Genomic DNA, 13107 nt, shown 5'->3' on the forward strand with positions numbered 1-13107 from the left:
GCGGGCCGTGATCGAAGGCCAGGTATGTATGGCGTTACCGATCCGACTTGCGGGCTGTGATGAGGACGAGGGGTAGCAGGACGATCATGCTGGCCCAATATCCAAGGGTGATGACGATCGGCTCGCCAAAGAAGAGCATGAGGACGCCGCCGATGATGCTTCCCTCGGTCTGAATGCCCAGAATGGGCATCGTTCCGCCGATGAAGGCGATCACGGTGCACCACAGTCCCCAGATACCAGTGGCTGTGGCAGCAAGGACGGTGAGCAGTTGGATCCAGGCAGGCGGCTCTTCGCGATTCATCAATGCTCCTGACAGCCGGATTGGGCTAGATGCGCGGCCAGTGTGGCAATTCTGTGTAGGTGACACCCCAGTTGTGATGATCTCGTGATCAACGTCCGTCCGCGCGCAGCGCGCCAGCCATCGGCAGGCTCCCGTCACCGCGGGGCAATCTCACCCGACGCCGGCCGGGAGCCCGTGAGCCACAGTCTCCGAGCCGCGATGACCAGCACGCCTCGCCACCGGCGGATTCCACCCGCCACCGCACACCGGTAGCCCCGACCGCAAGCACCCCAAGGGCACAGCCCCCGGCGCGCGGCGGGTGGACACACGCAACGCCCGACGCCGACCCCTCCGATGGACCAGGGGAGTACACCACAAGCGCACGTCCGGGCACGCGAGGCAGAGGTACGAAAGGGACTGCGCAACGGTGCAGTCTGGGGCCATCATCGGGGTCATGAAGATCGGGGGCCGCCGGCACAGGCGGGTGTGGCTGGCAGTGGGCTGGATCGGCGGGGCCGCGGTGACGGTGAGCGTGCTCTACGCCGTGGTGCAGCTGTCCCGGGGCGGACTTCAGCCGCAGGACACTGCCGGTCTGCTGGGCCTGCCGCTTGGCGCCGCCGCCCTCTTGGTCTCCGTCTTGGCGCTGCGTAAGCCGCCGGAGGGAAACGCCGCCGACCTGGTCCGCACTTGGGCCGCCACCGGTGAGGGCCTGCCCAGAGGCAGGTCCTCACCGAGCACATCGGCAAGCGGTGTTCAGGGGAGGCAGACGGGGCACTCTGCCCGCGACCAGTCCGCTGTTATCACCCCTTCTCGCCCGGCCGCGCGGCGAGCCGGCGCACGGCTCGCCTGATCGAGCCCAGCTCCTTCAGCACCTGGTCCATCGCGGAGTCCATCAGCATGACCGGATCGTCCGCGGACCAGAAGCGCACGACCTCTCCCACGTGATGCTCCCAGAACTCGTCCTCCTCGGCATGTTCGAAGCCGAGCTGTGACGCCAGGTCGGCAAAGCCGGACCCGGGCCGGCCAGTTGCCTTGCGAATGACGAGTGCAGACAGCAGCGGGCGACCATGCTGGTGCTCGTACACGCTGATGTGGCCGAGCTTCGGGTAGAGCCCGCGCATCTGGCCCTGCGACGTATAGGGGTCCAAGCCGTGCGGGTCAACGCGCTGTGCGAATTCCTTGTAGTCGATGCAGGCGGAAAGCGGGTCGACCGGATCGCCGGCCTTCGCAAGGGAGCGCAGAAGGCGGTGCATGTCGCGTTCGATGGGTGTGAGCGTGAGCACGCGAACTCCTCATAAGGAGAGGACCCGTAGGTCCGGATGTCCGTGGACGTAGCGCCCGTAGGCGTACCCCGACGGTAACTCAACTGAGTCCGGCCCAGCTAGGCCCCTGCCACTGGACGTGCTGGCGTGTGCCCGCTCGACCAACGGCTACCGGTTTCATACCCTCGGCGCGAGCCGGGCTGTGTTCTGCCGGCGGCGTTGTCACATCGGGCCGCTACGGTTCGGCTATGGCCGCGCACACCTCGTCTCCGAACGGACTCGTCCCCGTACACATCGCTGTCCACGACCCCGCCCCGATGGAGGAGCCCGGTCCACAGACCAACGACTACGTACGCGACCGCTTCGCGGCCTCGGCCAAGTACGCGGGCATCTCCTGGACCGAGCATGGGGCCGAGCCGCGCTGGCTCGACATGGACACCAGCACTTGCGCCGCCGCCATCAACCCGAGCCGCTTCTCCGGGGACGGCGCCGACGAATACGAAAGGTTCCTGTCCGGAACGGCCTCGCGCGGCGAGCCCGCGCTCATCATCGCGACGATGGGCACGGCGGACGATGACGAGGACCGCGTGCGGTCGGTCTTCGGCCGGCCCGGTGGACGCGTGGATTTCCGCCACTTCAACGGCGCAATCGTCGGCAAGCGGCTGCTCGCGGGGGCGGAAGTCTCCCTGGCTCCCGGTCTGGACGCGGCCGACCGCGACCTTGGACTAAGACTGCTCAACCGCCCGGCCAGCGCCCCCTGGTGGGCGATGACCGTGCAGGCGAGCGCCTCGGAGGGCGCGCGCGGAACGGCGGTTCGCGAGCCCGAGGGCGAGCTGGTGCCGATTCTCGTCGACAGCCTGGGCGAGCCCGTCGTCGCGCGCTGGACGTCCGGCGACGGCCAGCAGATCTGGTACGTGATCCCTGACGGGGTCGACTGGAACCAGGTGGTCGACTGGCTCGTCCAGCGCGCCCTTCCCGAACACGTACCGGCCGCACTGCGCCGCATCCGCTCACGCAACCACGTCGATCCGGCCCTGGAAACCCCCGCGGAGACGCAAGCACGCAGCTACCTTGAAGAGCTGGAGCGCTGCTACCTGGAGGACAAGGCCCGCCTAGAAGACGAGCTTGAGCGGGCGCGGCAGGAGGCCGAACCCATGCGCAACGGCCTGCTGTACGGCAGCGGCAGCGAGCTGGAAGACGCGGTGGCCGTGGTATTGCGTGCCGCCGGCTTCGCCACCACCGATCTGGACGAGGAACTGGGCGACACCCTGTCGGCGGACCTGCTCGCCGTGCTGAATGGGTCCACCTGCCTGGTCGAGGTGAAGGCCGCCGCGGGGGCAGCGGGGGAGAAACTGATCTCGCAGCTTCAACGCCATCTGGACAAATGGCCGCAACTGCGGCCTGGCCAGCCTGTCACCTGCGCTGCCTTGATCGTCAACCACCAGCATCGCCTCGACCCCGCCGAGCGCCCTGCCGAGGTGTATCAACGCAGGGTCATCGACGCGCTCCCGTTTCCCGTGATCGCCTCCGGCGACCTCTTCCGGTGGTGGCGCACGCAGGACTGGCCGGCCGTGCAGGCCGCTGTGCTCGGCCAGGCCCGCCCAGAAGGAAACCAGGACGAACCCCCTGCCGCAGGGCGCGAGACCCCGGCGGTCGGCCGCAGGCGGTGGCGTCCCTGGAGCAAAGGCGGCCCCGCGTAGCGACCGCGGTCGCCATCTCGCCAGCGGCGCGTACGCAGTCGATTCAAGAGGGGCAGGCGGCTGCTGGTGCGGTATCGCAGCATCGTGTACGCACACCCCCGGTCTCTCAGCGGCTGGATCAGCCGCCCAGCTGATTGTGGTCTCGCGCCGGTCGTCCTCGCCGAGGAGGACCCCTCGCTCCGTGCGGGCCCGGCACCGCCACACGCCCTGACCGCCCCGCCCCGCCGTCCGAGCCCCGGACACCCCCGGCGACACCCCCCGGCGACGCCCCCGGCCCGGCAGATGGCGGGAGAGCGGACGCAGCGCTGCTGGGCTCGGATCCGTCCGTGCGGGCGCTGGGACGCCTGCTCGAGTACGCCGCACACCAGGCCCGCACGCAAGGAGAGATGCCCGTCGACGTCCTTGAGGTAGATTTCCTGCAACCTGGCACGCCGTACCGTCGTCGGCCCCGTCCTGGTTGGTCGTCGGCCACTGGGCCGTGCACCCCCGCCAGGGCGCGCGGCTGCGATGCCACTGGTCACGCCGGACCACTCCAGGCCCGCCGGTCAACCGGTTGAAGTGGAGCGGCGTGCGTCCTTACTGGTCAATGCTTTCGTCGACTTCGTCGAAGACGCTTTGCAGGGCTTCGACAGCACGGTGGTGTCCGGCTGCCGACAGCTCGCTGGCCACTCCCTCGACGATGAGTGCATCGCCGGCGTCGATCACTGTGCGCGCGAGAGCCGTTCCGAGGGCGACCGTGTCCGGCTGCTGCAGTCGATGCAACAGCAACTGCCGAAGCGGCTCCACAGTACGGCCGCGGTCCCGGGCGGTGAAAGCGAGTGCGTCGGCCTTGGCGTGCTCCCCCTGCTCGTCGGCCCGCATCATGGGGCCGGTAGTCTCGCCCGCTTCGATCGCCTCTGCATACAGGCGGCGTGCCCCCTCGATGTCCCCTTCCTCGAGATGCAACTCGATCAGCTCCCGGTAGCAGTCTACGAGTCCGGCGTCGATCGCTTTGCGGAAGTAGATCTTGGCCTGCGTGAGATTTCCTGCCCGCTTATAGCAGTAGGCCAGCCGGGAGTAGGCGTAGATGTCCCCGCTCTCCGCGGGCCGTGCGATCCGTTCGGTCCACTCGGCGGCTTCGTCGAACAGCCCGTCCTCGGCGAGCAGGAACACGAGGTCCTGCATGGCGTCGTCGTCACCGGCCCCGGCACCCTGCCGGAACCACCGCTCGGCCTCCGTCCGCCGGCCGAGCTCCAGGTGATAGCGCCCGACGTGCACGAAGGCATCCAGGTGGCGCTGATCTGCGAGCTCACGCCAGACGGCCGCGGCCCGCCCGTGCTCCCCAAGCTGGTCAAGGTGGTGTGCTTCCTGGCGCGGGTAGAAGTAGGCGAGGACGGCATTGCGCTGGAGTTGACCGGACGCTCGCTGCTCACCGATCGTGGCCAGAGCGCTCTCCGCACGCGCCCTGTTAGCCTCCTGCCCCAGCAGGTAGGAGCAGCCGCGGTCGTACAGACTGAACAAGTCCGTACCGTCTGAGACCGAGGCGGATATGCGTACCCGCCCTCGCTCATACGCGGACGTGGCGAGGGCCCGGCGGTCCTCGTCGGTGTAGGCATGCTGCAGGGCATCTGCCCAGAACCGCGCGGGCGGGCAGTCGTGGCGGAGCTCGTAGCGGCCCATTTCGAAGAGATAGCCGGACAGCCGGTAGAGCGGCTGGTCCGGTGGGGGAGTGCCGGGCCGGGGCCGGATTGGGCTCAGGGGGCCGGGGACGCCCCGGCACGGGGCGGAAAGGTATTCCAGGGCGTTCTCGAACCACCCATCGTGAGCGTGCTCATCCCACACGTGAACAGGGGTGAGAGCAGCTGCGGTTGCTTTCAGCCCGCGCAGGGGCAGCATCGGGCCGTGGCCGAGGCGGCGCAACTGCACTGCGGCGATAACGAGATGTTGGGTCATCGGGGTGGCGTGCTCGACGCGCTCCAGGAGTACCGGCACGCCCGCCAGGTACTGGGTAAGCCGACCGTCTTCCGCGCGGGCGAACGCCTCAGCGACACGCGGGTCGGCCCGTGTCGCCTCCTCAAGCGCCGCGGGATCACAGACGAACCGATCCGGGATCCGCGCGCGGACGCCGAATCCAGTGAGCAGCGCCCGGGCCTGGGGGTAACCATCGTGGAGCGAAGCAGGGGCGGTGAGGCGGGTCCAGTCCGCTGACTGGGCGGTCGCGAGCACGAGGACGGGACCGCGCTCACGCGTGCGCAGCAGTTCGCGCAAGCTGGCAGCGACCCGCTCGCCGACGGCCGCATCGCTGGTCAGCAGATAGTGCCGGATCTCGTCGAGCCAGAGCACCGTGTGCGCTCCGACCTCTGGCAGCTCCGCGAGCACCGCATCGGTGTGGCTTGGCGCGATCGGATGCCACAAGCGCCACTCGTCCGGCAGAAGCCGGAGCACCTCCCAGCAGCCGCGGGTCTTCCCGGTGGAAGAACCACCGATCAAGGTCACCAAGGCACTGCGCCCGTCCACGGCGCCGAGAACCGCCTCACGCAGCAGCTCATCGTGATCGCGCTTCACGTATACCGGCAACACCGGCAAAGAGCCGGAGCCGTCACCGCCGGAGATACCGATCGCCCGCTGGACCTCCAGATCGAATGGATCACAGAGCTCGCGCACCAGCCGCCCGGGCCGCTCACGAGCGTCGCCTTGAGCCTGGTGGCCAGCCGCGCGCAGTCCCGTACTCGGCTGTCGACGAAGGAGTTGACGATCGTGTCCTCGGCCCTGCACAGCGTCCTCGCGCAGGTCCAGTAACGGCCTCACCTCTACGCTCAGCGCCTTGGCGAGAGCCACCAGCGTGGCCTCGGACGGCACCGTCTTGCCGTTCAGCGCCTGGCTGACCGTTGTGCGCCTCACCCCGGACCGTGCCACCAGCCAATTCACCTGCAGCCCACGCTCCGCCCTGAGTGTGCGCAGCCGCCGCTTGAGCTCCGACAACGGATCTTCGTGCACTTCCCCCACGTCCTGCCCACTCCGTCCCTCGGGCGACCGTCATCGTTCAACTTTGTTCGGCCCGAACCCCGGTGAACACCGGAACTGCGAAATTCACCGAGGTCACCACCGTCCGATCACTCAGGAAGAAGACATGACCTCACCCACACACCTGATCCTCCTGGCCCTGCTCCTGGCAGTCCTCACGCTCTTCTGCACACTCGTAGGAGCAGCGGCTGGCCTCCTTGCCCGGATCGACGGAGCAAGCTACACAGCCGTACTGCTGCGCGGTGCCGTAGCCTTCGCCGGCAGTGCCACCCTGTCCCTGGCACTGCTGACCTTCGCGATCACGGCCGGGCGGCTTTGACGGGCTTCGCCCTCCCGGCGCCTCCGCAGCTCCCAGCCCGGGGGAAGCCGCCAGGCAACCGTCAACCTGCCCGCTGGCGAGGATGGGACCGGGCTCCGCGTTGGCGAGCGCGGGCGCGCGGTGACGCGACAGCAGTTCCCCCGCCGGGGCGATCAGGACCCAAGTCACGGCCGGTGGACCAGTTCCATGCCGAGGACGAGCAGCAGTTGCCGTCCGTCCTGGTCGAACTGCTCCTGCAGCGTGGGCTCACGGAAGAGGCCGGCCAGCTGTCCGGCCTCGGTGGCGAGGCCTCCGCGCTGGGCGAGGTAGCCAGCCATGGAAGCACGGTGGACGGCCCGGGCACGCTTCAGCAGCGCACCGTCCAGCGTGCAGCCCAACGCGGCGCACAGGGCCTCGACGTGGGTCACGACCGCCTCGACGGTCATCGGGGTCTGCGCGGGCCCGAGCGCGCGGACGAGGCCGCTGGCGGCGAATACCGAATCTGGCTCCATCACGTCCTTACGACGTCCAGCAGTTCGGCCCGCCCGAGCACTGTCAGCGCCTTGCCGTTGCCCAGCTCGGTGATCACCGCACGAACCGGGTACGAGCCGTCTCGGTCGCTAGCTGATGCCCGACCTGCTCCAGCAGGCCGACCGCGCCCTCGTGCGCCGCCTCCTGGCTGCGCCTTGCCACTCTGGGGACGGTGACGGGCCTTGAACGGCTCGGCCAGGGCCCGGACGCTTGTGTGCGCGGGGTGCCGCTGGCAGCCCTACAGCGGCTGCGGAGCGCGGATGCGGGCATCAGCTGATCGGGCGGGCCGGGCAGCGGAGTACGCCCGTGATGCCTGCGCGCCACTGGGGACAGGGCAGCAGGGCCGTTCGGAATCGCTCAATGGCTGGCCCGATGGCGGGGAGGCAGCTACGGAGAGTTCCTGAGGCTGCCCCTACGCGCCCACCGCTGCCTGCCCAGGCCCCGAAAACGCCGCGGCGGCGGCACGCGGTGCCCACTGACCTGCTGCTGTGGCAGGAGCCAGCACCGCAACGCCCCCGGCCGCTGCCTGAACGGCGGGGTCGGGGATGATCGTGGGGTGTTGGTCCATGTGGAGGCAGCAGGGCAGGGTCCGTCGGGGTCGGTGTGGGTACGGGCGCGTTCCCGGATCGGCACCGTGGTGGCGCTGTGGAAGGGAGAACCCGCCGACGTGGGCCGTCAGCACCATGTCGAGTGGACCGTCGATGAGGACATCGCGTGGCAGGTCAACACCTGGCCGGCCTTCACCGCCGCGCCCGGGCTGAGCAGTGAGGGCGACCAGATCACCTTTCGCGGCCAACTCGACCCGACCCAGGACGGAGCGGCTTTCCTCAACATGGGAGAGGTAGCGATCCTGTTCGACCTCGCGGACCCGCCACCGCCTCAGGACGCCGACGACATGTGGGTGGACGTCCGCGTCGCACGGGACATCGTCACCTTGTGGCCCTACCGCCTGTGACGACAACCCTTCCGGGCGGGCGCCGAGCCGTCAGTGATCACTGCGGCGGGTTTCGGCACGAGGCGGGCGGGCTGCCCGGCCACGCGCCAAACGCCTGCACAGCAGGGGGAACGCTTCCCCCAGGTTGCGGATTCGGCCCTCTTCTCCGGCACTGCCGGCCCACCACCCACTGGCCCGGGAGAATGCTCTCCATGAGCACCGCCACCCCCGCCTCTGCTGTCCCTGACCTCGCTGCTGGGTCGGCTGTGCTGCGGGCGGATCAGCAGGCTGGTCTTGATCGTGCGGTGCGGCATCTGCACCGTCCGGGCACCAGGGGCTTGTACGTCTCGGCGTGCGGTACGGGCAAGACCTTGGTCGGTATCCGTCTGGCGGGCACGCTCGGGTCGCGGCTGACGTTGGTGGTGGTGCCGACGCTGGATCTGATTGTGCAGACGGCGCTGGCCTGGCGAGGGGACGGCCGGGCCGAGGCGATGGTGGCGGTGTGTTCGATGGATACCCGGGCCCATCAGGGCTTGGCGGAGGCGAACGTGGGCTCCACCGGGGACGCTGCCGGCCTGGCGGCGGTGCTGTCGGCGGTCGCCGCTGGGGTCCTGGACGCGGTGACGGTGTTGTGTACCTATGACTCTTTGGACAAGGTCGAGGCGGCGCAGCACTCTGGCCGCGCGGTGCCGCCGTTCGATCTTGCGGTCATGGACGAGGCGCACCGGATCGCCGGCCGTGCGGACAAGAAGTGGGCGGTCGTCAATGACAACGCCCGCATCAAGGCTGATCGCCGTCTCTACATGACCGCCACCCCTCGGATCTTCGGCGGTCCGGATCTGGCGGAGTCCGCGGATGTGCGGCGCCCACGCCGTCGTCGGCTTGCCGAGCCGGATCTGGAGGCGTCGGCGAATTCGATGGACTCCGAGCCTGTCTACGGCAAGAAGATCTTCGAGTACCCGCTCGCTCAGGCGGTCGCCGACGGTGTCCTGGCGGACTACCGGGTGATCGTGCCGACCATCAGCGACGATGACCTCCGCGCCCGCCTGAACCTGCCCACCACGGCGACCGCCCCTGACCTCGCCCCTGGGGGCGGTAGCGGGGGCGGGGATGCGCTGCGCACCACTGCCCTGCACCTGGCGGTGCTGAAGACCATGGCCGAGCACGGCCTGAAGCGGGTCCTGGTGTATTTCCAGCTCGTCGCGGACGCGAAGAGGTTCACGCGCGAGCTCGGCCACACCCTGCGCCTGCTCCGCACCACTGCCCCCGAGCTGTGGCCGGACCTCGACCCGCTGACGCTGTATGTCGACGGTGACCACACCCCCTCCGAGCGCGCCGAGGTCTTCGCCCGTTTCGCCCAGGCCCCGTGCGCGATCATGGCGAACGCCAAGGTCGTTGCGGAGGGCGTCGACATCCCCAGCGTGGATGCGGTCGTCTTCGCCGATGTCTCCCGCAGTGTCATTCGCGTCGTGCAGGCCCTCGGCCGCGCCCTGCGCCAGCCCGCCCAGGCGGGCAAGGTCGCCAGCCTCGTCATCCCCGCCTACATCCCACCGGCCGCGGACCCGGCCGACATCCTGGGCACGGCCTACGAGCCGGTCTGGGCGATTGCCACCGCTCTGGCCAGCCACGACCACCGCATCGCCGAGCGTCTCCCGAACAAGACCAACCGCCTCCCGCAGGAGACCCGCGAGCTGATCGCGCACCGCTGGCACTTCGACTTCACCGTCCAGCCCGAACGCATCGCCCGCGCCATGGACCTGGTCTCCTTCGACCCCCGCGCCGCCGAATCTCGCCCCCGCCGCGAAGGCCTCGCCTCCGCCCAGGCCTTCCACGACGACCACGGCCACCTCGACGTCCCCACCGACTACACCGACCCCACCGGCTACGCCCTGGGCGCCTTCATCACCGGCATGCGCGACGCCCGCCGCACCGGCCGCCTTAACCCTCAGGACCCTGCCGATGCCGCCTGGATCGCCGAACTCGACGCCCTCGACATGATCTGGGACAAACACGATGCCGCCTGGCGCGCCCAGCTCACCACCGCCGCCGACTACCACCAAGCGCACGGCCATCTGGCCATCCCCGTCACCGCCCCCGGCGGCGCCTTCCTTGCCGAACAGCGCTCGCTGGCTGCCAACGGCCGGCTCGACCCGGCCCGCGCCGCCGACCTCGACGCCATCGACCCCCACTGGCGTCTGTCCCACGGCCCCGACTGGCACCGCAAATACCACCTGCTCCGCGCCCACCTCGCCGCCGGCCACAACCCCGGCGACCTCCACCTCGACACCGTCATCGGCACGGTCAAGATCAGCCGCTGGCTCCACCGCCAGCTCACCACCTTCACCACCCTCGACCCCGGCCAGCAGCAGCTCCTCACCGACCTCGGCCTGACACCGGACACCAACCCCCTCAAGACGCCCTCCAAGGCCCGCCGGACCTTCGCCCAGACCGTCCAGCTCCTCGAGTTGTTCATCGCCCGGGAAGGCCGGCCCCCCACCGCCCGCGAGGAGATCCTCGTCGACGGCGACACCGTCAAGATCGGGCCCTGGCTCGCCAAGGCCCGCACCAAGCACCGAGCCGAACAGCTCCCCGCCGACCACGCCAGGCTGATCGCCTCTCTGTTCGACGGCGACTGGACCGACGACACGACCCCCGTCATCCAGCTCGCCTGACTGCCCGACTGGATTCGCGCGCCGATGAGGAGCCGTCGGCCGATCACCGTGGCAGCGTAAAACCTGTTGGCCGGTGATCGCGGAGCCGGGATACTCCGCATGTCCAGGGCGGGGGAGGGTGCATGACGGTGTTCGCATGTGCGACGTGCGACGCCGTGCTGAGCGCCCCGCTGTCGCAGGTCGCACTTCCCGCCCATGCCCGCCAGACGTGGGGGCACGGCCTGCTGCCGGTGCTCATGGAGGCAGGGACGTTCGCGGTCGACCCGGAGCCGTTCGGGCCTCCATGGCGGCGTTGGAGCGAGGTCGGCGAGGACGAAGCGGCGGCCCGCGGAGTGTTCGCCCCGGTGTACTCGTTGCCGTTCGGCGACCCGGGAACGATCGTCATCGCCCCGGGTGACACCCTTGGCACCGTCCTGATCTCGGAGCGCTGCGACGGCGGCTGCTGCGGGCTCGATGGGAGAGACGGCCCGAACCTCGCCTGCGAGCAGTGCGGACAGCCCGTGGCGACCCGCATCGACGACTGCTCACTCTGGCAGGCCGTGCGGTTCGCGCCGCGCGCCGTGCGTCGCATCCCCGCCGACGACCCTGCACCCCGGACAGTAGATTGGCAGGCGCTGGCGACCGAGGTGCAACCCACCTCGCCGGTCGACCCCTCCGGCGACTGGAGCCAGCAATGGGCAGCGGCAGCCGGCGTAGCGCTGGCCCACCTCCTGGCAGCCTCGGACGGCACACCCGTGACCATCCCCAACGGCCTGGCCGCGGCAACCCTCCGCCGCACGCTCGACACCCTGCTCCCTCAGGAGCCGCCGGCGAAGACGGCGGCGTTGGCCGGCCCAGGCCTGCCCGCCCCGGAGCCTGACCCCGACATCCTGCTCGTTCCGCGGCATCCGCGGACAGGGGAAGCGTGGCAGCCGCCCAGCAGCGCGAAAACAGTGCCCCTGCCAGCCGACGTGTGGATGCACCTGGCCTTCCCCAACGAAGGGTTGCCCGTGCCCGCGACTGGCCGACTGCCTGACGGCGTCCTCCGCGACGACCCACTACCGATGCACCCGTGGGGGATGTTCCGGCCCGACTCGACACTGTTCCGCTACACCCTCGTACGGCTTCCCGCCGTCCGACAGCCGTGGCTGCGCAGAATCTACGACCGGGTGAAGGACCGCCCGTACGTTCGGCCGTTCTAGGGCGTGTATCGAAAGTGGATCTTGATGTGTGGTGATCTCGTGCCGCGTGGCGATCTGACGGATAGCAATGGGCGTTGCTGGAGCCGCTGTTACCTGCAGGGAAGAAGCCGGGGCGGCCGCCGATATGGACGCGACGGCAGGTGATCGACGCAGGTCACAGTCACTTATTTGGCCTGGTATCGTCCGCACTGCATCCGGGATCGGACTCCCAACCGGCCGATATACCCATAGGTAAGTAGGCGAGGTTTGTCGTGTGGGTGGATTCTCTTCTTCGCGTCACGGGTTGGGACGCGCGGGACGTGGCACAGCCCTGGGCGGAGATCGAAGCAGCGCTGGGGACCGAGCTGCCGAGCGATTACAAGCTGTTGTGTCAGGCCTTCGGCGCTGGCGAGTTCTCGCGGGAGATGTCGGTGCTGTGCGTCGACGAGACCCGCGTGCAGGATCTGGTTGGGGAATGGCGCTACCTGCTGGAGGGCGACGACAGTTCGGACGGCCCGTTCGCGCCCTACAGGATCCATGAGCCCGGCACGACGGGGGGCCTGATCCCATGGGGGGCCTCGCGTTCGGGCGATTGGTTCTTCTGGCAGGTCACGGACGGCGCGGTGGACTCATGGCCGGTTCTCACCATGCAGGTGGACACCTGGGAGTGGAACCGTTACGAGGTGACCGCCACGGAGGTCCTGTACCGGATCCTTACCGAACCCGGGTTTTGGCCACCCTCCGCGGCACAGGCCGTATCTGAGCCCGTGGCACATTCCATGCCCGAGCCGGTCTTCGAGCCTGCCTGATCGGTTCGCGAGCGGAGAAGCGGGCTGTGTGCCGCAGTCGTACAGGTCTCAGCAACAGCCTCCGCGCCGGTAGGGAGGAGAGGGGAATTCGGATTCCCAGAAACTTTTGAATGAAGGAAGCATCTGTGCTCCATGAAGGCACGGGAGAGACCAACCTGACGCATAACCACTCGCCCTCGCATCGCAGCTAGCTCGGCCCGCGTCAGCGGGCCACAAAGGACCGAAGGCGAAGCCGAAGGTCCGTCAGGGACGCGAAGCGGACCTGACCTGAAGGCGCGTTAGCGCCGCAACTGGGGCTGAAGCGAAGCGGAAGCCCCAGTTAGGCCCGAAGGGCCGGCATCCGCGAAGCGGATGCAACCCCCGCGCGGAGCGCGGGGGTTCACGGGACGCGAAGCGTCCCTCACCGCCGAGCAAAGCGAGGCGGTTTCACTTGCACAGCGCGCAGCGCTGTGTTACCC

10 protein-coding genes are annotated in these 13107 nt (G+C 69.2%); 6 read left to right on the forward strand and 4 right to left on the reverse strand.

Going from position 1 to position 13107, the window contains the following annotated elements:
* Positions 1 to 34: 34 nt before the first annotated feature.
* Positions 35 to 301, reverse strand: coding sequence for a hypothetical protein (locus tag PV410_RS43210; protein WP_500332164.1), 267 nt, complete (start codon positions 299 to 301; stop codon positions 35 to 37).
* Positions 302 to 1080: 779 nt separating this feature from the next.
* On the reverse strand, positions 1081 to 1563 hold the full coding sequence (locus tag PV410_RS43215) for a hypothetical protein (protein WP_500332165.1): 483 nt from the start codon (positions 1561 to 1563) through the stop codon (positions 1081 to 1083).
* Positions 1564 to 1790: 227 nt separating this feature from the next.
* On the opposite strand from PV410_RS43215, the gene PV410_RS43220 reads away from it, so the two are divergent.
* Positions 1791 to 3242: a hypothetical protein gene (locus PV410_RS43220; protein ID WP_500332166.1), complete on the forward strand. Its 1452-nt coding sequence runs from the start codon at positions 1791 to 1793 to the stop codon at positions 3240 to 3242.
* 576 nt (positions 3243 to 3818) lie between these two features.
* Here PV410_RS43220 and PV410_RS43225 read toward each other — a convergent pair.
* Positions 3819 to 6227, reverse strand: a complete 2409-nt coding sequence (locus PV410_RS43225; protein WP_500332167.1) for a helix-turn-helix domain-containing protein — start codon at positions 6225 to 6227, stop codon at positions 3819 to 3821.
* Positions 6228 to 6351: 124 nt separating this feature from the next.
* Between PV410_RS43225 and PV410_RS43230 the strand changes: the two genes are divergently transcribed.
* The gene (locus PV410_RS43230; RefSeq protein ID WP_500332168.1) at positions 6352 to 6564 is read left to right on the forward strand and encodes a hypothetical protein; all 213 of its coding nucleotides are present in this window, start codon (positions 6352 to 6354) and stop codon (positions 6562 to 6564) included.
* 164 nt (positions 6565 to 6728) lie between these two features.
* Here the strand turns inward: PV410_RS43230 and PV410_RS43235 are convergent, their stop codons facing one another.
* Entirely contained in the window at positions 6729 to 7055 is a 327-nt protein-coding gene (locus PV410_RS43235) for a hypothetical protein (RefSeq protein WP_500332169.1), read from the reverse strand.
* A gap of 575 nt (positions 7056 to 7630) precedes the next feature.
* Here PV410_RS43235 and PV410_RS43240 point away from each other — a divergent pair.
* From PV410_RS43240 to PV410_RS43255, 4 genes are all read left to right on the forward strand, one after another.
* Positions 7631 to 8029, forward strand: coding sequence for a hypothetical protein (locus PV410_RS43240; RefSeq protein ID WP_500332170.1), 399 nt, complete (start codon positions 7631 to 7633; stop codon positions 8027 to 8029).
* A 191-nt stretch (positions 8030 to 8220) separates the two neighbouring features.
* A complete protein-coding gene (locus PV410_RS43245; RefSeq protein ID WP_500332171.1) occupies positions 8221 to 10680 on the forward strand; it encodes a helicase associated domain-containing protein in 2460 nt (819 codons plus the stop codon).
* 122 nt (positions 10681 to 10802) lie between these two features.
* Entirely contained in the window at positions 10803 to 11861 is a 1059-nt protein-coding gene (locus tag PV410_RS43250; RefSeq protein ID WP_500332172.1) for a hypothetical protein, read from the forward strand.
* Positions 11862 to 12118: 257 nt separating this feature from the next.
* Positions 12119 to 12649: an SMI1/KNR4 family protein gene (locus PV410_RS43255; protein ID WP_500321041.1), complete on the forward strand. Its 531-nt coding sequence runs from the start codon at positions 12119 to 12121 to the stop codon at positions 12647 to 12649.
* The last annotated feature ends 458 nt before the right edge of the window (positions 12650 to 13107 follow it).

It is taken from the genome of Streptomyces sp. PA03-5A, from assembly GCF_033792725.1.
In the GTDB taxonomy this organism is placed as follows: Bacteria; Actinomycetota; Actinomycetes; order Streptomycetales; family Streptomycetaceae; genus Actinacidiphila.

Bases quoted from the DNA above. Each gene is read 5' to 3' on its own strand.
- PV410_RS43210 (WP_500332164.1), bottom strand. From the start codon at position 301: ATGAATCGCGAAGAGCCGCCTGCCTGGATCCAACTGCTCACCGTCCTT.
- PV410_RS43220 (WP_500332166.1), top strand. From the start codon at position 1,791: ATGGCCGCGCACACCTCGTCTCCGAACGGACTCGTCCCCGTACACATC.
- PV410_RS43230 (WP_500332168.1), top strand. From the start codon at position 6,352: ATGACCTCACCCACACACCTGATCCTCCTGGCCCTGCTCCTGGCAGTC.
- PV410_RS43235 (WP_500332169.1), bottom strand. From the start codon at position 7,055: ATGGAGCCAGATTCGGTATTCGCCGCCAGCGGCCTCGTCCGCGCGCTC.
- PV410_RS43245 (WP_500332171.1), top strand. From the start codon at position 8,221: ATGAGCACCGCCACCCCCGCCTCTGCTGTCCCTGACCTCGCTGCTGGG.
- PV410_RS43250 (WP_500332172.1), top strand. From the start codon at position 10,803: ATGACGGTGTTCGCATGTGCGACGTGCGACGCCGTGCTGAGCGCCCCG.